Below are 23,093 nucleotides of genomic sequence, written 5' to 3'. Positions count from 1 at the left end.
TGTAGCGGCTTTTAAAAGGAATTGCGAATACTTGTACAGAAACCTGGGGGAATATACATGAAACGACAAATCATTGACACAATTGAACAATACGAAAAAATCATCATCCACCGTCACGTCCGACCGGACCCGGATGCATACGGATCGCAAATGGGGTTGAAAGAACTTATCAAAAAGAATTACCCTAAAAAGCAAGTACTCGCAGCAGGAGAACATGATGAGCTATTAAGTTATTTAGGAAAACCGGATGCAGTAACTGAAGCAGATTACGAAGGTGCACTTGTTATTGTCACCGATACTGCAAACACGGACCGTATTGACGGACCGCTTTACGATAAAGGTGCGTATGTATTGAAAATCGATCATCACCCGAATGAAGATCCATACGGTAATGAGCGCTGGGTGAATACAGACGCGAGTTCTTGTTCTGAAATGATCTATACGATTTATGAGGAAGGTCACGCGTCCTTCGGATGGGAAATGTCTCCGGAAGCAGCACGTTTCCTGTTCGCCGGGATCGTGGGTGACACAGGCCGTTTTATGTTCCAAAGCACGACTGAAAAAACGTTCGAAGTAGCTAGTTCATTGATCAAGCAACCATTCGATCGCACCGAGTTGTTTGCTGGGATGTACGAAGTCGATCGTAAAATCTTGCATCTACAAGGTTATGTGTATCAAAACTTCACAATCGATGAAAATGGAGCAGCGTATATTAAACTAACACAGGAAATTCTGGATCAATTCGATGTCACAGTGTCAGAGACTTCGCAATTAGTAGGGTCACTTGGCGATGTAAAAGGAATTTGTGCTTGGATCATCTTTATTGAAGAAAATGATCAAATTCGTGTCCGTCTCCGTTCGAAAGGACCTGTCATTAATACGTTAGCGATGCAACATAATGGTGGTGGTCATCCGCTGGCCTCAGGCGCTTCCGCATATTCATGGACAGAAGTAGATGAAATCATCGTCAAACTGCAAGAACTTTGCAGAAACTATTAAGCAGAGCTGAGGGATTGAAATGAACCTGATGTATCCGCAAATCGTAACGGGCGCAGACTTACTGCGTGGAATTGTAAAGTTAGATGAACTGGCTCCTCTTTTGCAAAAAAGAGGGGCTTCTTCTGCTGCTATCGTCAATAGTAAGCTATATGGTGTCCGATCGTTCAGCAAAATGCTAGCTAAATACGGCATCCGTCCTGTAATTGGTTTGTCCGTCACATTGGAAGTCGAAGATCATGAAGTACTTGTTTATATTTATGCACAAAACGAAACAGGCTTCTCTAATCTAATGAAAATGAGCAGCGCCATTTCTACGCGAGAAGAAGAAAACCTCCCACTCAACTGGCTTCAAGCTTACAGGGAAGGGTGCATCATCATATGCGCGATGACAGATTCCTCATGGGCGAACGCGCGTGATCTACATGTCTTGCAGCTAGTGGCAGAAAAAGATTCTAACGCTTCAACATTCATTGGAATCGGTAGGCCTGGTGGAGGAGCGCATACTGACGAAGCAAGCATTATTCAATTAAGTGAAGAAAGTCAATTGCCGATCGCTGCTTGTCAAGAAACGCGCTTTCTTCATAAGGAAGATTTTCAAGCTTACGAAGTCGCGACAGCCATACGCAAAGGCTATAAATTGAATGATTCACAAAAGCCCCCTAATCGTTATCGACAAGCTTATTTACCAGAACGTGAAGAACTTGTTAATTGGTTTGGTGATCATCCAGAATGGTTACGGACAACAGAAGGCATTATGGATTCGTGCGTAGTGACTATCCAAAAAGAAGATTTCCTCATGCCAAAGTTTCCAGTCGCAGACGGTCAAGCGCCTATTTCACTTCTCGAGCAAAATTGCCGAAACGGACTTCAAGCACGTTTCCAGTCACTGTCAGAAGAATATGAACAACGTCTTCGCTACGAACTATCCATCATCGATCAGATGGGCTTCACCGATTACTTCCTAATAGTAGAAGACTATGTGCGTTACGCAAAAACGGAAGGCATCCTAGTCGGCCCTGGTCGTGGGTCTTCTGCAGGTTCTTTAGTGGCGTTCGCTCTCGGGATTACAGAAGTTGACCCAATCAAATATGGATTGCTTTTTGAACGTTTTTTAAATCCCGAACGTGTAACGATGCCCGATATTGATATCGATTTTGCGGATAATCGCAGAACAGAAGTGGTGAATTATGTGGCAAGTACATACGGTAAACAATATGCCGCACAGATTATCACTTTCGGTACGTTGTCAACGAAAGCGGTCGCACGAAACGTGGCCAGAGTGCTAGACTTCACGCCTGAAGAAGTTCGATTCATGTCCAATGAATTAAATAGTGGCCGGTCATTCAAAGAAACGATTATCCAGTCAAAGAAACTACGTGACTGGATTCAAGTGGAGCCACGTAGAGAGCTGTGGCGGCAAGCTGCGGAACGCTTGGAAGATTTACCGAGAAATGCATCGACGCATGCAGCTGGTGTCGTCCTTGCAGCGAATCCCCTCGTACATTACGTTCCGTTGCAGATAGGTTCAGATGAAGTATTCCTGACACAGTGGGCAATGAAAGACGTGGAAGAAGTCGGTTTATTGAAAATGGACTTTCTAGGTTTGCGTAATTTAACGCTACTCGACAGAATCCGTGCAATGATTCAATACAATAAAAAGCAGATTATTGATTTCGAATGCATTCCACTCGATGATCAGGCAACGTACAGAGTATTTAAAAATGGTGACACAACAGGAATCTTCCAATTTGAATCGCCCGGCATGCGGCGTGCGTTAAAGACTATACAACCGGATAATTTCAAAGATGTATACTCAGTGAACGCGTTATATCGACCGGGTCCTATGGAGTTCATCCCGCTGTATAGTCGTCGGAAAAATGGACAAGAGCCAACTGTCTACGACATACCAGAGCTAGAACCTATTCTCTCGGAGACATACGGTATCATCATTTATCAAGAACAGATCATGAAACTTGCGGTGGAAATTGCCGGTTTTACGATGGCAGAAGCGGATCTTCTAAGACGGGCAATCAGTAAGAAAAATCAGCAAGTATTAGAAGAGGAACGGCAACACTTTATTGCGGGGGCAAGTAAAAAAGGGTTTGATCAAATCAAAGCGAATAATGTATACAACTTAATTGTTAAATTCGCGGATTATGGATTTCCGAAAAGCCATGCGGTAGCCTATTCAATGATTTCCTATCGATTGGCATTTTTTAAAGCAAATGAACCTACTTACTTTTATGCAGCATTCCTTTCCTCATTAACTGGTAGCAAAGACAAGATGATGGAAGTAATTCGTGAAATGAAAGCAAAAGGTATCCCGATACTACCGCCATCTGTCAAGACTAGCCGTTATTCACATACAGTGGAAGGACATGCGATTCGTCTCGGTTTAGGCGCAATTAAAGGAGTTACTTTCGCATTTTATCAGCAATTGGCGGCTGCTCGGGAAAAGGGGAGTTGGTCATCGATGTTTGACATGGCCATCTCACTAGGAGCCGATCATTTTTCTGAAAAAGCCATCATCCCGTTAATTAAAGCAGGTGCACTTGACGACTTTAATCAAAAACGCTCAGTTCTTCTTGCTTCAATAGATGCCGCTCATTCCCATGCACTCTTCATAGGAGATGATGCATTAAGTGATCAATTTCAATTTAATTCCCAACCCAAATATACACCAGGCGGCACAATGGATCAGATGACGAAGCTTGGTTTTGAACATGATACGTTAGGGTTTTATTTATCCGAACATCCCGTGGAACAATTAAAAAGAACTGCATCGAGTCACATCCCATCGATCGCGTCACTGTTTTCTCTGAACCGAGGAACGAAAGCAACGTGTATAGGAATCATCTTATCGATCAAACGTATTCGTACTAAAAAGGGGGAAGCCATGGCTTTTCTAACGATACAAGACGAGACGGAAGAAATATCGTGTACAGTATTTCCGAAACAATATGCACAGATCAGCGTCCAGTTAAAAGAAGAAGCGTTTGTTCAAGTGTCGGGTAGCATCGATTTTCGTAATCAATCTGTTCAACTCATTGTCGAGCAATTAGCGTCGCTGAGTCTTTCGGGAGACTGAAAAGTGTAGGAGCAAAATCTTGTATAGTCCATCATGACGCAATCTGCGCCATGATGGACTATACTTCGACTTTTTACTAAGCGAGCGTTCAGTCGGTACGAAAAATGACGAAATAAAAACACTTGTAATTTCAAGATATTGCTTTACGTAGTGCCGACTTTTTTGTATGCTAGTATGCAGGGTGGTCAGACCACTCTGTTTATGGAACGAAAAAGGAGTTCTCCTCATGCAAAATCCACAATCATCATCCAAGCGTTTTTTGGATATTATCGGAGAACTACAATTACTGATTAGCGAACAAAAAATCGAGTATGGCGATAAGTTACCATCTGAACGTCATCTGGCGGAAAAGCTGCAAGTAAGCAGAACGGCAGTACGCGAGGCGTTACGAAGTATGGAATTGCTTGGCCTCATTGAAACAAGACGAGGCGAAGGAACATTTCTATCCGATTTCAAAAAACATCAGTTAGTGGAAGTTCTCTCGACGTTTATTATGCAGCAAGCGCGATCTATCCAAGATGTAGTTGATACAAGGATGATTCATGAACGCGCAGCTATTACAACGGTTACAGAAAATGAAGAACTGCGTATGCTGCCTGTATGGAAAGGCATGCAAAGTAAATTGCGAGAAGAAGAGTCTGTGTTTTTGCGTGAAGATATAGTGCGCGAAACTATTGTCGCTACTGAGAATCGACTCTCCTTGAAAATTTGGTTTTTATTGAAACAGTATAGTGGCGTTTCTTTCGATGTAGCTATTGCAACAGATGAAGAAATAGTAACTGTGCATGAACTGCTGGACGAAATAATGGCAGGTAATACGGAAAAAGCCTTAACTTGGTATGAAAAATGGATGCATCAAGTTGAGGGAGAAAGAAGGGGAACGGAATGAGTATCAAGCAATTATTTAAAAAGAAACCAAAAGTTGACCAACATACAATGCCGTCTGCTCAAAGTAAAGCAGATGTACCAGAAGGAATCATGACAAAATGTCCCGAGTGTAAGCATGTAATTTTGACAAAGGACTTGTTGAAGAACGGTAAAGTTTGCCCTTCTTGTCAGCATCATTATAAAATGACGGCGCAAGAACGAATCGATCATTTATTTGACGAAGGCAGCTTTGAATCAATGGATAATCATTTAAAGACAGAGAATCCGCTAAATTTCCCTGCTTATACAGAAAAAGTTGAAAAAGACGCATTAGCAACTGGACTCAACGAAGCCGTGCTTACTGGTGTCGGAACCATTCAAGAGAACCGAGTAGCTGTTGCTGTGATGGATGCGCATTTCCGTATGGGTTCCATGGGTTCGGTAGTTGGGGAAAAGATCACAAGAGCTGTAGAGAAAGCTACTGAATTAGGAATTCCTATGTTGATCTTCTCGGCAAGTGGCGGTGCCCGTATGCAAGAAGGCGTCATTAGTCTAATGCAAATGGCTAAAGTAAGTGTAGCCCTTGAAAGACATGCCAACAAAGGCTTATTGTATATTTCTATTATGACATACCCGACGACAGGTGGCGTATCGGCTAGTTTCGCTTCAGTTGGAGATATCAACTTGGCAGAGCCAAAAGCTCTAATAGGGTTCGCGGGACGTCGCGTAATTGAACAAACAGTACGTGAAAAACTGCCGGAAGATTTCCAGACAGCAGAGTTTTTATTGAGTCACGGGCAATTGGATGCGGTAGTTCATCGCAATGAAATGCCTGAAGTGATGAATAAAATCCTGAGCCTTCACGCACGGAAGGAGATCGAAATTGTATGAGTAAAACACTCGCATTTGAAGAACCTATCGTAAAATTGCGTGAAAAAATCAATGAATTAGAAGAGTATACAGCAATGAATGACGTAGATCTTTCTTCTGAAATTGTCAATCTGAAAAATCGCCTGTCGAAGTTAGAAAAAGATATCTATGAAGGCATGGAGCCGTGGGATCGTGTACAAGTAGCTCGGCATCCGGAAAGACCTACAACGAAAGATTATATTACTCGTTTGTTTGAAGACTTCCTTGAGTTTCATGGCGACCGCAACTTTGGAGATGACGAAGCCATAATAGGCGGAATTGCTTCATTCGAAGAAACGCCTATTACAATTATCGGACATCAGCGCGGTAAAGATACGAAAGAAAATGTTAAACGCAACTTCGGTATGCCACATCCTGAAGGGTACCGTAAAGCACTTCGTCTGATGAAACAAGCGGAAAAGTTCAATCGTCCTATTATCTGTTTCATTGATACGAAAGGTGCGTATCCTGGTAAGGCGGCAGAAGAACGTGGACAAAGTGAAGCGATTGCTCGCAATCTCGTTGAAATGGCAGGCTTGAAAGTTCCTGTGATTTCAATCGTTATTGGAGAAGGGGGCAGTGGGGGTGCGTTGGCTCTAGGAGTTGCAAATCATATCCATATGCTTGAAAACTCCACGTACTCTGTAATTTCGCCTGAAGGCGCAGCTTCTATCTTGTGGAAAGATCCATCACTTGCTAAACAGGCGGCGGAAGCGATGAAAATCACTGCACCCGATTTGAAAGATATGAATATCATTGATGAAATCATTCCTGAAGTACTTGGTGGTGCACATCGTGATGCGAACAAACAGGCTATTGAGATCCGTTGTACTATACGTAGATCATTGAAGGAATTATGCGATTTATCATCAGAAGAATTGATTGATAACCGATACAATAAATTCCGGAGCATTGGCGTGTTTTCGGAATAAAAGATGCGGGCAACCGCGTCTTTTGCTCGTACATACAAGTCATGATTAAAGGATGGGATCGACATGAAAAAAATTGCGGTCTTAACAAGTGGTGGCGATGCACCGGGAATGAATGCGGCAATTCGTTCCGTAGTCAGAAAAGCAATTTTTGAAGGATTGGAAGTTTCTGGTGTATTCAATGGCTATCAAGGGTTGATTGATGGCAAAATTGAGCAATTCCAACTTGGCTCTGTTGGAGATATTATCCAGCGCGGTGGAACTGTACTGCGATCCGCTAGATGCCCGGAGTTTATGACGGAAGAAGGTCGCGCGAAAGCTCTTGCACAAATCAAGCTCCATGGTATCGATGGAGTGGTAGTCATTGGTGGGGACGGCTCATTTAGAGGAGCGTACGAATTAGTTAAAATGGGTGTTCCGTGTGCTTGTGTACCTGCTACGATTGATAATGATATAACCGGTACGGAATTTACGATTGGGTTCGATACCGCACTAAACACTGTCGTCGAAGCCATCGATAAAATCCGGGATACGGCAACATCCCACGAGCGTTCATTTATTATTGAAGTAATGGGTCGTGACGCAGGAGATTTAGCATTATGGGCAGGGCTAGGCGGCGGTGCCGAATCCATCATATTACCCGAGAAGCCGTTTGACGTGAACTCTATTGTCAATCGGATTAAGCGAAGTACAAGTCGTGGAAAAAAACACAGTATTATTGTACTGGCTGAAGGTATAATGTCTGCTACACAGTTGGCAGATATTTTGAAAGAAGAAGCGGGAGTCGAAACCCGAGTTTCTATTTTAGGACATATACAACGTGGTGGTTCACCATCCGCACGTGACCGGGTAATTGCCAGCCAATACGGAGCAAGAGCGGTTGAAACATTATTGTCTGGAAAAACAAGTTCTGCTGTTGGAATGAGAAATCATAAAGTGGTAGACTATAATTTAGAAGAAGTCTTTATTAAACAAGAAAAGTTGGACTTGTCATTATTAGAATTGGCAGAAACACTATCCATCTAATTAGTCAGAGTCGACATGACGCAGAGGAGCGATAAGTAGTGAGAAAGACAAAAATCGTGTGTACAATCGGTCCAGCAAGTGAATCTTACGAAGGACTGCTAGAACTGATTGACGCAGGGATGAACGTTGCACGCCTGAACTTCTCCCATGGCACCCAAGAAGAGCATAGAATACGTATTGAAAGAATCCGCAAAGCGGCAGCTGAAAAAGAAAAAGTAGTTGGGATCCTGCTCGATACAAAAGGCCCTGAAATTCGGACTCATAAAATGACAGAAGGTCAAATCGAGTTGGTAAGAGGACAAGCAGTAGATATCTCGATGCAAGAAGTACTCGGTACTGCAGAAACATTTTCTGTTACGTACGAACAGTTAATCCATGACGTCGATCGCGGTTCATTCGTACTTTTAGACGACGGCTTGATTGAACTTGAAGTAACAGGCAAAGATCTCGAAAAAGGATTAATTCATACAAAAGTAATTAACGCAGGCCCTTTAAAAGATAATAAAGGTGTCAACGTTCCGAATGTATCTGTGCAATTGCCAGGAATTACGGATAAAGATAAAGAGGATATCTTGTTCGGTATTGAGCAGGGCGTTGATTTTATCGCAGCTTCATTCGTGCGTCGTGCAACTGATGTTATTCAAATCCGTGAATTACTTGAAAATAACAATGGTGGACATATCCATATTGTACCAAAGATTGAAAATCAGGAAGGCGTAGACAATCTAGACGAAATTCTTCAATTGTCTGATGGCCTAATGGTTGCGCGTGGAGATCTAGGAGTAGAAATTCCCGCTGAAGAAGTTCCTTTGGTACAAAAAATGATGATCCGTAAATGTAACCAGTATGGTAAACCTGTTATTACAGCGACACAAATGCTGGATTCTATGCAAAGAAACCCACGTCCTACACGTGCTGAAGCAAGTGATGTGGCCAACGCGATTTTAGACGGTTCAGATGCTGTCATGCTTTCTGGTGAAACAGCTGCTGGGATGTACCCCGTCGAATCTGTAAAAGTAATGTGCAAAATTGCTTTGTCTACTGAAGAATCCATGGACTTCCATTCTGTCGTTTCCACAAGAACGAGAGAAAAAGAAGGGAATCTTACAGAAGCAATTGGACAAGCTGCTTCTTATACAGCTCTTAACTTGAATGTTAAAGCAATTTTGGCACCAACGGAAAGTGGTCAAACTGCAACAATGATCGCGAAGTACCGTCCGGGTGTTCCTATTATTGCGGTAACACGTTCAGAAGTGATTTCCAATAAACTGACACTTGTTTGGGGTGTTTATCCAATCGTTGGAAAGAAAGCACTCGACATCGACGGTATTCTTCAGGAATCAGTCGAAGAAAGTGTTAAACACCAATATGTCACTCATGGCGATGTAGTGATCATCACTGCAGGTGTACCGGTCGGTAAAGCGGGTACAACTAACTTGATGAAATTACACGTTATTGGGGATTTAATTGGTCGCGGCCAAGGTATCGGCAAAAACGTCGCCTTCGGTAAAGCGAAGATTATCAAGAACTCACAAGAAGCATTAACACAAATCAAAGATGGTGACATCATTGTCACGCATTCTACAGATCGTGATATGTTTGCTGCTCTTGAGCGATGCGCAGGCATCATCACCGAAACAGGGGGACTAACTAGCCACGCAGCAGTTGTTGGTTTGAGTCTAGGTATACCTGTAATCGTAGGTGCTGAAAACATTACATCGGTTATTAAGAATGGCAGTGACATTACAATGGATGCAGCGAGCGGTGTAATCTACAACGGTCACGCAAAAGTATTGTAATAAAAATATATAGACCGCTTCTCGTAAAGAGAGAGCGGTCTTTTTTGGAGGTTCCTATATGAAATGGTTACTAGCATTATTCATCATTGTGCCAACTTCTGAACTGGCATTATTAATGTTTTCGGGTAAAACACTTGGGATCATGCCGACAATTTTAATTATTATCGCGACCGGTATCGGCGGTGCTTACCTAGCCAAGAAACAAGGTTTGCGTGCATGGCGCGATTTACAGTTTCGTATGGCCAATAGAGAAACGCCTGGTAAAGCGCTAGTCGACAGTGTGTGTATTTTACTGGGTGGTTTATTATTATTAATGCCAGGTTTCATAACAGATATTGCAGGACTATTATTATTGTTCAGTGGTCCACGTAAAATTTTGTATCCGTTTATCGTCAAATGGATTTACAATAAAATACGTAATGGCCAAATCCGAGTTATGTAAATGTCGGATGTTCTTTAACTTTCAATGCGATAAATAAGAAAAAAGGTAAAAACATGATACCGTATAACCCGAATAAATACACTGCACAAGCGGTAATAATGAAGGAGTGTACGGTTCGCAATTTAAATGCGTGTGCCCAAAGAAGTGATTCAACCATCTGACGACTGACGAGTAGTACGATGTATAGGACCAATAAGCCGATCGCGATGTGTATATCATCAATATAGAAAGAAAAAGCAATCATCGGAAGAAATACTAGTCCTATTCCAAGGAATGGAATACTGTCAACTAACGATATTAAGAATGCTTTTGTTAAGAATGATTCAAAATCAAGTAGCCAAAAACCGATCACCATCAATATAAAGGTCATGAAGAATAAGCGGATTTGGACCGAGAAGAAATGCCCCATTAAACGGCTTGACCTATCAAAAATCTTGCGTGCTACCTGTCTGAAGTTTTTAGGGAAGTAAACTAAAAACCAAAAACGATTGGTGGCACTTTCTCGTAAAGCGAAAAAGTACGCGATAATGAATAAAAATGTACTGAAAATCTGCTGGAACGTTTTTTGCAGTAAACTAATGATCCCTTCCATTGCCTCATGACTTAATTGAATAAATTGTTCTGCGGCGGCATGTAAATTCCAGCCTTTGCTATCCATCATTTCGATAATTACACCTAATTGATCTTCCATTGTCCATATGACAGAAATCAATCCGTTGATTGATAGAAATAGAAAGGTGTATACTAAAGAGGCAAGCACCACCATTATGAGTAAAGCAGCTAGAAAAGCCGGCAGTTTTGTAAGCGCAATTAAAGAATTCATAAGCGGAGCAGTGAAGAAAGCGAAAACTATCGCAAATCCTATAGGTGGGATTACGATAAGGAAAATCACGATTAATATAGCCGGCAACCATTGACGAGCATAGGTTTGGAAGCGCTTGGAGTCGATGGATATCATACGGATTTGTCCATTCCTTTCGGGTAATAATAAATAAAAAACATCTTTACCATTCACAAAACCGTTAAAGTTGCTTATAATGGTCATTGTAAGCGTTTTAGATAAAAATATAATTAGCAGATGGTCATCGTTCTGCACTCCGCTTCAGGGAGATGACCAAACTGGGAAGAAGGAGCGAATATCATGACAGCAACAAAAGGTTTGGAAGGTATCGTGGCAGCACAAACTCAAATCAGTTCCATTATCGATGACACTCTTACATACGTAGGATACGGCATCGATGATCTGGCAGAAAATGCTAGTTTTGAAGAAGTAGTTTACTTACTTTGGCACAAACGTTTGCCAAACGAAAAGGAACTTGCTGAATTGAAACAGCAGTTAGAAGATAACGCAGAAATTCCACAAGGGGTTCTTGATCACTTCAAAACGTACCCAATCGACAAAGTGCATCCAATGGCAGCACTTCGTACAGCAATCTCGCTTCTAGGATTATACGATGAAAAAGCGGAAGATATGTCACCAGAAGAAAACTACAAGAAAGCAGTTAAGCTTCAGGCTAAAGTTGCAACAGTAGTTACTGCATTCGCACGTATCAGAAAAGGACAAGAGCCAGTAGCACCTAAAAAAGGTTTAAGCTATGCGGCAAACTTCCTTTACATGCTTTCTGGGGAAGAGCCTGCTGATATCGCTGAAGAAGCATTCAATAAAGCACTTGTACTACACGCAGACCATGAGTTGAACGCATCTACGTTCACTGCGCGTGTTTGTGTAGCGACTCTATCTGATATGTATTCTGGCGTAACTGCTGCAATTGGCGCTCTTAAAGGTCCATTACACGGCGGTGCAAACGAAGCGGTTATGAATATGCTAATGGAAATCGGCGATGAAGATAAGGTCGATTCATATATTCGTGAAAAGCTTGCTAACAAAGAAAAAATCATGGGCTTCGGACACCGTGTATACCGTCAAGGTGATCCACGTGCGAAGCACTTACGTGAAATGTCTAAGCGATTGACTACTCTTCGCGGTGAAGAAAAGTGGTACAATATGTCTGAACAAATCGAAGCAATTGTCACTGGAGAAAAGAAATTGCCTCCAAATGTTGATTTCTACTCCGCTTCGGTATATCATTCATTAGACATCGATCATGATATTTTCACACCTATTTTTGCAGTTTCTCGTTTTTCAGGATGGATTGCACATATCCTAGAACAATACGAAAACAACCGCTTGATCCGCCCACGTGCAGAATACGTTGGACCAGGCATGCAGAAGTATGTTCCAATCAATGAACGATAAAAAAAAGTAAATTCGTGGGGCGGTATCTCGTATACCGGCCCACTGATTTTGAACTCAGGAGGATATCAATAATGGCTAATGATGGAAAGATTACAGTAACTAACGGTGTTTTAAACGTCCCAGATCACGCAACGATTCCTTTCATTATAGGCGATGGCACAGGTCCGGATATTTGGCATGCAGCTTCACGCGTAATCGAAGCAGCTGTTGAAAAAGCTTATGACGGAAAAAAGAAGATTAATTGGTTAGAAGTTCTTGCAGGAGAAAAGGCATTCAACGAAACTGGTGACTGGCTTCCAAAAGAAACTCTTGACACAATTGAAGAATATCTAATTGCGATTAAAGGGCCACTTACTACGCCGATCGGTGGAGGATTCCGTTCATTGAACGTAGCACTACGTCAAGAACTAGATCTTTACACTTGCTTGCGTCCGGTTCGTTATTTCGAAGGAGTACCTTCACCCGTGAAACGTCCTGAGGATTGTGACATGGTTATTTTCCGTGAAAACACTGAAGATATCTATGCTGGGATCGAGTACCAAAAAGGTTCTGACGAAGCGAAAAAATTAGTTAACTTCCTTCAAACTGAATTAGGTGTTAAAAATATTCGTTTCCCTGAAACTTCTGGTCTTGGTATCAAACCAATTTCTGAAGAAGGTACGAAGCGTTTAGTACGTGCTGCAATGAACTATACAATTGAAGAAGGACGCAAGTCTCTAACAATTGTACACAAAGGTAACATTATGAAGTTCACAGAAGGCGCATTCGCAAGCTGGGCTTACGAGTTAGCTGAAGAAGAATTCGGCGACAAAGTATTCACTTGGAAGCAATATGACCGCATTAAAGACGCAGAAGGAACAGATGCTGCGAACAAAGCACAATCTGATGCAGAAGCTGCTGGCAAAATCATCGTTAAAGATGCAATTGCTGATATCTTCTTGCAACAAATCCTTACTCGTCCTAAAGAGTTCGACGTAGTAGCTACAATGAACTTGAACGGAGACTATATTTCTGATGCTCTTGCTGCACAAGTAGGCGGAATCGGAATTGCTCCGGGAGCGAACATTAACTACGAAACAGGTCATGCAATCTTTGAAGCGACTCATGGTACAGCACCTAAATATGCAGGACTGGATAAAGTTAACCCTTCATCCCTATTGCTATCAGGCACTATGATGCTTCAACACCTTGGCTGGACTGAAGCAGCTGATCTAATCACTGCTTCTATCGAAAAGTCTATCGCATCTAAAGTAGTGACATACGACTTCGCACGTCTAATGGACAATGCAGAAGAAGTAAGCACTTCTGGATTCGCTGACGAATTAATCAAAAACCTATAAGAAGTAAACGAGAGGGGGATGAAAATCCTCCTCTTTCTACTATATTGTTCTGACAAAGGAGAGTTTTGCATGTCATTGAAGCGTAAAAAAGTATCGGTTATCGGATCTGGTTTTACTGGAGCAACAACTGCATTCCTTTTAGCTCAAAAAGAATTATGTGATGTCGTCATCGTAGATATTCCAGCTATGGAAAATCCTACGAAAGGCAAAGCATTGGACATGTTGGAAGCTGGTCCGGTTCAAGGGTTTGATGCCAACATCATTGGTACATCCAATTACGAAGATACGAAAGATTCTGATGTAGTGGTAATTACTGCAGGTATTGCGCGTAAACCTGGAATGAGCCGTGACGACTTAGTACAGACAAATCAAAAAGTAATGAAATCCGTAACAGCTGAAATTGTGAAGTATTCTCCTGACACGAAAATCATCGTCTTGACGAATCCGGTTGATGCGATGACGTATACAGTCTACAAAGAATCAGGATTCCCTAAAGAACGTGTAATCGGTCAATCGGGTGTACTTGATACGGCTCGTTTCCGTACGTTTGTCGCGCAGGAATTAAACCTGTCGGTAAAAGACGTGACGGGCTTCGTATTGGGTGGGCACGGAGACGATATGGTACCTCTAGTACGTTATTCTACTGCTGGTGGTGTACCATTAGAAAACTTGATCTCAGCTGGTCGCTTAGAAGAAATTGTGAATCGTACGCGTAAAGGTGGAGCTGAAATCGTCAACTTGTTAGGCAATGGGTCTGCGTATTATGCGCCAGCCGCTGCGTTAGTTGAAATGACAGAAGCTATTTTGAAAGATCAAAAACGTGTATTGCCATCTATCGCATTCTTAGAAGGCGAATATGGCATGAATGGCATTTATCTAGGCGTACCGACTGTTCTAGGTGCAGGCGGTATTGAAAGAATCATAGAACTTGAATTAACTGACGATGAGAAGATTGGACTTCAAAAGTCTGCTGATTCTGTACGTACTGTAATGAGTGTTCTAGTGTAAGCGTATAGGTTGAAGATCGAACGGCTATTTGGCTGTTCGATCTTTTTTCGTGTTAACTCGATTTTTGAAGAACGGATTGTTATAATTTACTTATTGAAGTAATTTTCAGCTTTTTCATTGAAGATTGAAGAAATAGAGGAGGAGATTATTTGTTGAAAAGCAAACGTAAGGCTATAGGAAAAGATATAACGGAGTTAGATCTAGGTGAGAGGCTACATTTGACCGAAAAGATCGAGGATAAAGATTTAATGCTGTATCTAGGATTGACAAACGATGCGAATCCGCTTTATTTACAACATGATTATGCAGCGGAGACGATATATGGACAGCCGATTGTACCGCCTATCATGTTGACCGGGATTGTTACGGCGGCTATTTCCAAACACATGCCGGGACCAGGTGCACATATCATTAACCAACAATTGCATTTCCCTAAACCGGTCTACCACTATGCTATTGTAGAATTCGTCCTAGAAGTTACGAAGCTTGACGTTGCAATGAACCAAGTAACGATTCAAGTGGATGCAACGGATCAAGAAGGTGAGCGAGTAATGAGTGGAGAAATAGTGGTCATCGCCCCACAAAAGCTTCCTTCTAAACAAAGCCAGACACAGGAACTTGCGGATGGAAACTAAACAACAAAAGATTTTGATTGTAGAAGATGAGCAATCCATTCAAAAGCTGATTGAATTTACATTGCAACAAGCAAACTTCGTAACGGTACTTGCGAATGATGGAGAAGAAGCGATAGAAAAAGTGTTGGATGAACACCCCGATTTGATTATTTTGGATTTAATGTTGCCCAAAATAGACGGTTTAGAAGTCTGCCGTATGTTGAGAAAACAAGACATTGAAACACCCATCATTATGTTAACCGCCAAAGGAGAAGAAATGGATAAAATCATTGGACTTGAAATGGGCGCCGATGATTATATGACTAAACCTTTCAGTCCCCGTGAAGTGGCAGCTAGAGTACGTGCAGTTTTGAGGCGAACAGGAGAACGTAAGAATACAGTGGAAAAGAAATTGATAGCGGGTCAATTGACAGTCTATCCTGAACGCATGGAAGTCTATTTAGATAACCAACTACTCGAGTTCACGCCGAAAGAATTTGAGTTGCTCGTTTATTTTATGAAGAATCCACATCGCGTATTCACTCGAGATCAGCTACTTCAAGCTGTCTGGAATTATGACTTTGCGGGAGATACACGAATTGTCGACGTACATGTTAGTCATCTGCGCGATAAAATCGAAGAAAATACGAGAAAGCCGCGCTATATCAAAACAATGAGAGGCGTTGGCTACAAGTTCGGGGAGCAAAACTAGATGAAGAACTATTATACAAAACTCTTAACGGCTTCCGCGGTCATTTTATCCATTCTGTTAATTGTGCTAGGAATTATCTTAGGACAATTTTTTCATTTATTCGGAGAAAATGTGGATGCGGGCATACAACAAACGTATTGGGTCTACTTACTGTTCACGCTCGTCCTAGTGTTTATAGTCATGATGTTCGTGTTGGCGAAGATTATTCAACAGTATGTTCAACCGATTGACCACTTCATGGGTGTTGCGCATCAGTTGGCGCAGGGGAATTACTTGGCAAGAGCAAATAATGAAGACAGTGAGATGAACTACCAACTGACGAATTCAATCAATACAGTCGCACAGAAACTACAAGGCAACTTTGCGCTTCGTGCAATGGAGCAGGAGCGCTTAAAAACATTGGTTAGTAGCATTGGCAGTAGTCTCCTGATGTTCGGCAGACATGGCGCAGTGAACTTAGTCAATCGCGTGTTTGAAGAAACTTTTCATCGTGACGGTGAAGAACTGATGGGGAAAACATTTAAAGATATTGGATTACCTTCAGATATTGAAATTGAAATTGAAAAGATTTTCTTGACGGAAGAAGTGCGTACATTCCAATCGAAAGTATTGCTTGAGGAAGGTATTTGTCATTTAGAAGTATATGGAGCTCCTGTAATTGGTGAGAATGGTAACTGGCTCGGAATTGTGATTATTATGCATGATATTACAGAGCTAGTTCGACTTGAGCAAGTGCGCAAAGATTTTGTGGCTAATGTCTCTCATGAACTCAAAACACCTGTTACGTCTATTAAAGGTTTTTCAGAAATGTTGCTAGACGGAGCGGTAGAAGATCCTGTTACCAAACGTGAATTCCTGGAGATCATGTATAAAGAAAGTAATCGTTTGCAATTATTGATCGAGGATTTATTGCGCTTGTCCAGCATGGAACGAGGCAGTTTTGAAATTACACGAAAACCTGTCGATTTGGTTGACGTTGTTCAGCAATCCATCAAAATTGTACAAGCAAAAGTTCAGGAAAAAGATATGCGTATCGATTTGCATATTCCGCAACAAGTAATGATTCCTGCCGATCATGATCGTTTAGTACAAGTGATGGTGAATTTATTAAATAATGCGATTGCCTATTCACAAGAAGAAACGATAGTGACAGTTTTGGTGGAAGAAGTAGAGGAGTACGTGGAAATTACGGTTCGCGATCAAGGAATAGGTATCATGCCATCAGAATTACCACGTTTATTTGAACGTTTTTATCGTGTAGATCGCGCTAGAAGTAGAGAGTCAGGCGGGACAGGGCTAGGTCTGGCAATTGTTAAACACATAGTGGAAGCACATCATGGAATCGTCACAGTAGAAAGTGAAGTCGGTGTCGGCACGGTTTTCCGCATACACTTGCCTATCCATGAACAACAGTAGTAAAGAAAGTTGAAACTTATTTGACTACTGTTCCGTACAGTAGTTATACATAGAAAAGGGGGAACAGATATGAGCACAAAAAGGATCCTAGTGACAATCGGTTTGTTTATCACTGGATTATTACTTTTGTTGATCGTCTTTACTACATGGTACACAGTTGACGAGTCTGAACAAGCTGTCGTCATTTCATTTGGACAAGCGGGTGCACCTGTAACGGACTCAGGTCTACATTTCAAATTGCCGTGGCCGATTCAAAAAACAGAGATTTTATCCAAGGAAACGTATAGTATCCATTTCGGTTACAAGCAAGATAAATCGGGTGAAATCGTAGATAAGGAAACGAAGATGATTACAGGTGATGAATATATCGTTCTGACCGATCTAACAGTACAATGGCGTATTGTGGATCCGAAGAAGTATTTATTCAATGCAGAAGATCCTATTGAAATCTTAAGAGATGCAGCATCTGCTTCTATTCGTTCTGTTATCGGTAGTTCCACAATCGATGCCGCGTTAACGGACGGAAAAGCTGAAATTGAAGCGAAGACACGTGATTTATTGACTAGTTTAGTAGAGAAATATGATATCGGTGTCGCAGTACAAGGCGTAAAATTGCAAGACGTTGAATTACCGAACGCAGAAGTACGTGCGGCATTTACCGCTGTAACGGATGCGCGTGAAACGAAGAATACAAAAATTAACGAAGCGAAGAAATATGAAAACCAGAGAACGAAAGAAGCAATTGGTGAACGTGATGCGATCAAATCACAAGCACAAGGGAAAAAGACTGCGCGTATTGAACAAGCACGTGGTGATGTAGCGGTATTCACCGATTTGTATAATGAATATGCAAAAAGTAAAGACATCACACGTGAGCGTCTGATTCTAGAGACATTGGAGCAAGTTCTTCCTAAAGCGAATCTTTATATTATGAATGATAGCGGAGAAACGATGAAGTACTTACCACTCCAGCAATTGCAAAAAGATCAGCCGCCGGTTACTGAAGAAAAGGATACGTCAGCTGAAAAAGGAGGGAAAGCTTCATGAGTAACGAACAAAACCCTTTCAAAAAGATAGAAGATGCCCTCAAGAAGATGGGGGAAACTGATCAAAAAAGAAGTGCACAGAAGCCAGGGCCGGAATCAGATCCTAAAGTTACACAGATGCGACCGAAAAAAGCATTTGATATGAAAAAGTATACGAAACTCATTATCTCGCTAACAGTAGTTTTTGCGATTCTTGTTATTCTGTTATCCAACTTATTTATCGTAAAAGAGAATGAGTACCGTGTCGTCCGTCAGTTTGGTGAGATTACACGAATTATCGAAAAACCTGGTATGAATATGAAAATACCGTTCATTCAAAGTGTTAGTACATTGCCGAAAAACCGTATGACTTCTAACGTGTCAGAAGCTGAAATCAATACAAAAGATAAGAAGCGGATCATCATTGATAATTATGCAATATGGCATATTACAGATCCAGCAAAAATGATTTCGAACGCACGTAATATCGTCAATGCGGAAGCGAGAATGGAAGAGTTTATTTACTCTGTTGTACGAAATGAAATGGGACGTCTAGATTACGTCAATGTTGTCAATGACGAAGATTCTTCTCGCGGAAGTTTAAATGACGATGTCACAGCAAAAGTAAATAAATTCTTGGATGATGGCAACTACGGAATCAAAGTAGTGGATGTCCGTATGAAGCGCATCGACTTACCGGAAGAAAACGAACAATCGATCTATACACGGATGATTTCAGAACGTGATTCGACTGCTCAATCATACCTCTCAGAAGGGGATGCAGAGAAGCAGAAGATTGAAGCAGAAACAGATCGTGAAGTGCAAGAAATGCTAGCAAAAGCAAAAAAAGAAGCAGCAATTGTAACGGCGCAAGGTGAAGCAGAAGCTGCAAAAATCTATAACAACGCGTATGCAAAAGATCCTGAGTTTTATAAACTGTATAGAACACTTCAGTCTTATACAAAAGTCGTGAATGATGAAACGATGATCATTCTTCCGGCAGATTCACCGTATGCCAAGCTATTAACAGGCAATATGGAGTAATCATAAGTGCGTCATTTTCATTAGAGTTGCCAAACGTGGTAAACTAAATGAAAATGACGTTTTTTTATAGTGACGAACATGAAGGAGTGGGATGAATTTTGACAAAACAGAAAGTCGTCTTATTGGATGGAAACAGCTTAGCATACCGTGCATTTTTTGCTTTACCTTTATTAACGAATGAAAAAGGTGTTCATACAAATGCGGTATACGGTTTTACGATGATGTTGGAGACTATCTTAGCCAATGAAGAACCGACGCATGTGATTGTGGCGTGGGATGCAGGGAAAACGACATTCCGCCACAGTACGTATACGGAATATAAAGGTGGACGTCAAAAAACCCCACCAGAGTTATCGGAACAATTCCCGTACATTCGTAAACTCATTGAAGCATTCGGAATTACACAGTATGAACTTGACTTGTATGAAGCGGACGACATTATCGGTACATTGAGCAGGGAGTGCAGTGATGCTGAAGCAGAAGTTGTCATCATCTCAGGTGATAAAGACTTAACACAACTTGCGAATGATCAGACGACAGTATGTATTACAAGAAAAGGTATTACCGATCTCGAAAAATACACACCAGCGCATATCGAAGAAAAATACGGAATTGCACCGTTACAAATCATCGATATGAAAGGTTTGATGGGCGATGCATCTGATAATATCCCCGGCGTGCCTGGAATTGGTGAAAAGACGGCATTGAAATTATTGAAGGAATACGGTTCCGTCGAAAAAGTCTATGAATCGATTGATCAAATCACCGCAAAGAAAATGAAAGAAAATCTTGTGAATAATAAAGATCAAGCATTCATGAGTAAAGAACTTGCGACGATTGAAGTACATGCGCCGATTACGGTGTCATTGAACGATTTGGACTATGCGGGTCGTAATGAAGAAGAAGTTATCCAGCTTTATAAAGAGTTACAATTTAAATCATTACTTGAAAAGATGGATGCACCTATCGAAGTTCAACCACTAGAAGAAATTGCCGTTCACACTGTAGAAGAAATTACTTCAGCGATGCTGACGGATACGATGTCTCTACATGTCGAAATAGATGGGGATAATTATTTATCCGAAGATATTTTAGGTATTGGACTATCGAATGAAACAGATACGTACTTTCTTTCTATAGAATTAGCTACATCCTCTGATCTCTTTAAGAACTGGATCTCTGATCATGCTACTCGTAAATACGTTTCGGATTCTAAATCAGCCTATGCAGCGATTGCACGACTTGGCATGGAACTAAACGGTGCAGAATTCGATCTCATGCTGGCGGCGTACATCGTCAATCCTTCATTTTCAACGAATGAAGTCTCTGAAATCGCACGTTCATTTGGCTACCATGGTGTAGAAAGCGATGAAGCAGTCTATGGCAAAGGTGCTAAACGGACTGTACCGGCATCTGAACAACTTGCCATCCATACCGCGCGAAAAGCACATGCAGTGTGGGAACTGTTCCCAATCGTCACAAAACAGTTAGAAGACAATGAACAGCAAGACTTGTTCCATGACTTGGAACTACCTTTGGCAAAGATCCTAGGTAAAATGGAAGTAACCGGTGTGAAAACGGATGTGGATGTGCTAGCAACGATCGGAGAACAGCTATCGGAACGTCTCGCAGTCATTGAGAAGACGATTTACGAAATGGCTGGTGAGAAATTCAATATCAACTCGCCTAAACAGCTGGGCGTTATTCTGTTTGAGAAAATCGGTTTAACTCCGATCAAGAAAACAAAGACAGGTTACTCAACAGCTGCGGATGTGCTAGAGAAGCTTGAAAGTGAACATGAAATCATTCAACATATTTTATTATATCGACAGCTTGGTAAATTAAATTCAACATATATTGAAGGACTAACGAAAGAGATCCATGAAGACGGAAAGATCCACACACGTTTCCAACAGGCTTTAACACAGACGGGGAGATTGAGCTCGATCAATCCGAACTTGCAGAACATCCCGATCCGTTTAGAAGAAGGACGTAAAATACGTGCGGCATTCATTCCATCAGAAACAGAATGGATTATGTTTGCGGCCGACTATTCACAAATTGAATTGCGTGTACTTGCACATATTTCGCAAGATGAAAAATTGATTGAAGCATTCCGGCAAGGTGCGGATATTCATACGAAAACCGCAATGGATGTTTTTGGTGTCAAGCAAGAAGAAGTCGATAGCAATATGCGTCGCGCAGCAAAAGCCGTCAACTTTGGTATTGTCTATGGAATCAGTGATTATGGATTATCACAAAGTTTAAATATTACTCGTAAAGAAGCAGGGGAATTTATCGATACGTATTTGGCGAGCTTCCCAGGCGTCAAGCAATACATGGATGACAGTATTACGGATGCCAAGCTAAAAGGCTATGTAACGACACTTTTGAAACGCAGACGGTATTTGCCGGATATTACAAGTTCCAATTTCAACTTGCGTGGCTTTGCTGAACGTACAGCGATGAACACGCCGATTCAAGGGACTGCAGCAGACATCATTAAGCAAGCAATGATCGATATGGATGCCAGACTCGAAAAAGAAAATATGCAAGCACGAATGCTCCTTCAAGTGCATGATGAATTAATCTTTGAAGCACCTTTGGACGAACTGGAAAAATTAAAAGAAATCGTACCGGAAGTCATGGAACAAACAATCCAACTTGACGTTCCATTGAAAGTCGATTGGAATTATGGCAAGTCTTGGTACGAAACAAAGTGAGTGGATATACATGCCAGAACTACCGGAAGTAGAAGGAGTGGTGCGAGATCTTGCGCCACTCGTGGAAGGACGGACGGTGAAGCAACTATCTGTATCGGATACCGTCGTCACTTCTAAAACAGCTGGAAAAGAAACGATTATTAAAGGGAAATCTGTAGACGACTTTCTTCACGGTATGGAAAATATGCAAATCGAGAAAATTGTGCGTCGCAGTAAATATATTTATTTTCATTTGATGAAAGAAAATCAACCATACTTGCTCGTCAGCCATCTTGGCATGACGGGCGCTTGGTTTGTCGTAAATTCTCCTGATGAAATTACAGAAGAGAAATTTCGCAAACATGCGCATGTCTTTTTAGAAATGGAAGATGGCGGTTTACTAGTCTACTCAGATATACGAAGATTCGGTGAAATGCGCCTTTTGCAGACTGAAGAAGATTTTCCTCCTTTGTTAGAGATGGCACCAGAACCTTTTTCTGATGAAGCACTGGAACATTTTTTATCGATGGCAGAAACTCCGAAGTATAAAAGAAAACCGATCAAAGAAGTAATTATGGATGGGAAAGTGATCTCAGGATGCGGTAATATTTACGCTACAGAAGCATTATTCCATATGAAAATTCATCCTGCTCGTTCTGCCGAAAGGATTAGCAGAAAGCGCAAAATATTATTATTCGAAGAAATCGTACGAGTTTTGCAAGAAAGTATTGATGCAGGCGGCAGTACGATATCCGATTACCGTTCAGTTAATGGCAACGCAGGTACGATGCAAAATCGGCTGCATATGTATGGGAAAAAAACATGCTTGGAATGTGACACACCGACAAAAAGTAAACAAATTGCGGGCAGAACGTCTGTCTATTGCCCATCTTGCCAGAAATAAGGAGCGATGAAT

The 23,093-nt window shown here is 41.5% G+C and carries 19 protein-coding genes; 18 read left to right on the top strand and 1 reads right to left on the bottom strand.

The genetic code is table 11. The features are described 5' to 3' along the window. Window positions 1–57: 57 nt before the first annotated feature. The 8 genes from SporoP32a_RS02945 to SporoP32a_RS02910 all read left to right on the top strand — a co-directional run bounded on the left by SporoP32a_RS02945 (window position 58) and on the right by SporoP32a_RS02910 (window position 10,059). Window positions 58–999 carry a DHH family phosphoesterase gene (locus SporoP32a_RS02945; RefSeq protein ID WP_085426554.1) on the top strand — a complete coding sequence of 314 codons (942 nt, stop codon included), beginning with the start codon at window positions 58–60 and terminating at the stop codon, window positions 997–999. A 19-nt stretch (window positions 1,000–1,018) separates the two neighbouring features. Then, complete coding sequence (locus SporoP32a_RS02940; protein WP_085426553.1) at window positions 1,019–4,087, top strand: DNA polymerase III subunit alpha; 3,069 nt, start codon at window positions 1,019–1,021, stop codon at window positions 4,085–4,087. 226 nt (window positions 4,088–4,313) lie between these two features. Beyond that, window positions 4,314–4,976 carry a FadR/GntR family transcriptional regulator gene (locus SporoP32a_RS02935; RefSeq protein WP_085426552.1) on the top strand — a complete coding sequence of 221 codons (663 nt, stop codon included), beginning with the start codon at window positions 4,314–4,316 and terminating at the stop codon, window positions 4,974–4,976. A gap of 47 nt (window positions 4,977–5,023) precedes the next feature. Next, on the top strand, window positions 5,024–5,845 hold the full coding sequence (accD, locus tag SporoP32a_RS02930; protein WP_420542310.1) for an acetyl-CoA carboxylase, carboxyltransferase subunit beta: 822 nt from the start codon (window positions 5,024–5,026) through the stop codon (window positions 5,843–5,845). Then, entirely contained in the window at window positions 5,842–6,795 is a 954-nt protein-coding gene (locus tag SporoP32a_RS02925) for an acetyl-CoA carboxylase carboxyltransferase subunit alpha (RefSeq protein WP_085426550.1), read from the top strand. Before accD ends, SporoP32a_RS02925 begins: the two co-directional genes overlap by 4 nt. 63 nt (window positions 6,796–6,858) lie before the next feature. Then, entirely contained in the window at window positions 6,859–7,818 is a 960-nt protein-coding gene (pfkA, locus tag SporoP32a_RS02920; protein ID WP_085426549.1) for a 6-phosphofructokinase, read from the top strand. A 38-nt stretch (window positions 7,819–7,856) separates the two neighbouring features. Further along, the gene (gene pyk / locus SporoP32a_RS02915) at window positions 7,857–9,617 is read left to right on the top strand and encodes a pyruvate kinase (protein WP_085426548.1); all 1,761 of its coding nucleotides are present in this window, start codon (window positions 7,857–7,859) and stop codon (window positions 9,615–9,617) included. Window positions 9,618–9,675: 58 nt separating this feature from the next. Continuing rightward, window positions 9,676–10,059, top strand: coding sequence for an FxsA family protein (locus tag SporoP32a_RS02910; RefSeq protein ID WP_085426547.1), 384 nt, complete (start codon window positions 9,676–9,678; stop codon window positions 10,057–10,059). On the opposite strand, the gene SporoP32a_RS02905 is transcribed toward SporoP32a_RS02910, so the two are convergent. After that, window positions 10,052–11,017, bottom strand: coding sequence for an AI-2E family transporter (locus tag SporoP32a_RS02905; protein WP_232319621.1), 966 nt, complete (start codon window positions 11,015–11,017; stop codon window positions 10,052–10,054). The two genes, SporoP32a_RS02910 and SporoP32a_RS02905, sit on opposite strands and share 8 nt — an antisense overlap. A 183-nt stretch (window positions 11,018–11,200) precedes the next feature. Here SporoP32a_RS02905 and citZ point away from each other — a divergent pair, with 183 nt between their 5' ends. The 10 genes from citZ (at window position 11,201) to mutM (ending at window position 23,081) form a co-directional block, all read left to right on the top strand. After that, window positions 11,201–12,316, top strand: a complete 1,116-nt coding sequence (citZ, locus tag SporoP32a_RS02900) for a citrate synthase (protein ID WP_085426545.1) — start codon at window positions 11,201–11,203, stop codon at window positions 12,314–12,316. Between the two features lie 71 nt (window positions 12,317–12,387). Then, complete coding sequence (gene icd, locus SporoP32a_RS02895) at window positions 12,388–13,656, top strand: NADP-dependent isocitrate dehydrogenase (RefSeq protein ID WP_085426544.1); 1,269 nt, start codon at window positions 12,388–12,390, stop codon at window positions 13,654–13,656. Window positions 13,657–13,725: 69 nt separating this feature from the next. Further along, a complete protein-coding gene (gene mdh, locus SporoP32a_RS02890; protein ID WP_085426543.1) occupies window positions 13,726–14,664 on the top strand; it encodes a malate dehydrogenase in 939 nt (312 codons plus the stop codon). 149 nt (window positions 14,665–14,813) lie between these two features. Further along, complete coding sequence (locus tag SporoP32a_RS02885) at window positions 14,814–15,299, top strand: MaoC/PaaZ C-terminal domain-containing protein (protein WP_085426542.1); 486 nt, start codon at window positions 14,814–14,816, stop codon at window positions 15,297–15,299. Beyond that, the gene (locus tag SporoP32a_RS02880; protein ID WP_085426541.1) at window positions 15,289–15,990 is read left to right on the top strand and encodes a response regulator transcription factor; all 702 of its coding nucleotides are present in this window, start codon (window positions 15,289–15,291) and stop codon (window positions 15,988–15,990) included. Before SporoP32a_RS02885 ends, SporoP32a_RS02880 begins: the two co-directional genes overlap by 11 nt. Then, window positions 15,991–17,406: a two-component system histidine kinase PnpS gene (gene pnpS, locus SporoP32a_RS02875; RefSeq protein WP_085426540.1), complete on the top strand. Its 1,416-nt coding sequence runs from the start codon at window positions 15,991–15,993 to the stop codon at window positions 17,404–17,406. A gap of 69 nt (window positions 17,407–17,475) precedes the next feature. Continuing rightward, window positions 17,476–18,453, top strand: a complete 978-nt coding sequence (gene hflK / locus SporoP32a_RS02870; RefSeq protein ID WP_085426539.1) for an FtsH protease activity modulator HflK — start codon at window positions 17,476–17,478, stop codon at window positions 18,451–18,453. Beyond that, window positions 18,450–19,475, top strand: coding sequence for a protease modulator HflC (gene hflC / locus SporoP32a_RS02865; RefSeq protein WP_085426538.1), 1,026 nt, complete (start codon window positions 18,450–18,452; stop codon window positions 19,473–19,475). Before hflK ends, hflC begins: the two co-directional genes overlap by 4 nt. A 98-nt stretch (window positions 19,476–19,573) precedes the next feature. Further along, window positions 19,574–22,198 (top strand): DNA polymerase I, encoded by a 2,625-nt coding sequence (gene polA, locus SporoP32a_RS02860; RefSeq protein WP_085426537.1) that lies wholly within the window; start codon window positions 19,574–19,576, stop codon window positions 22,196–22,198. A 10-nt stretch (window positions 22,199–22,208) separates the two neighbouring features. Continuing rightward, window positions 22,209–23,081, top strand: coding sequence for a bifunctional DNA-formamidopyrimidine glycosylase/DNA-(apurinic or apyrimidinic site) lyase (gene mutM / locus SporoP32a_RS02855; RefSeq protein ID WP_085426536.1), 873 nt, complete (start codon window positions 22,209–22,211; stop codon window positions 23,079–23,081). Window positions 23,082–23,093 lie beyond the last annotated feature (12 nt).

Origin of the sequence: Sporosarcina ureae (genome assembly GCF_002109325.1) — a bacterium.
Taxonomy (GTDB): domain Bacteria; phylum Bacillota; class Bacilli; order Bacillales_A; family Planococcaceae; genus Sporosarcina; species Sporosarcina ureae_C.
This window is presented reverse-complemented; position numbering and strand designations above follow the sequence as displayed.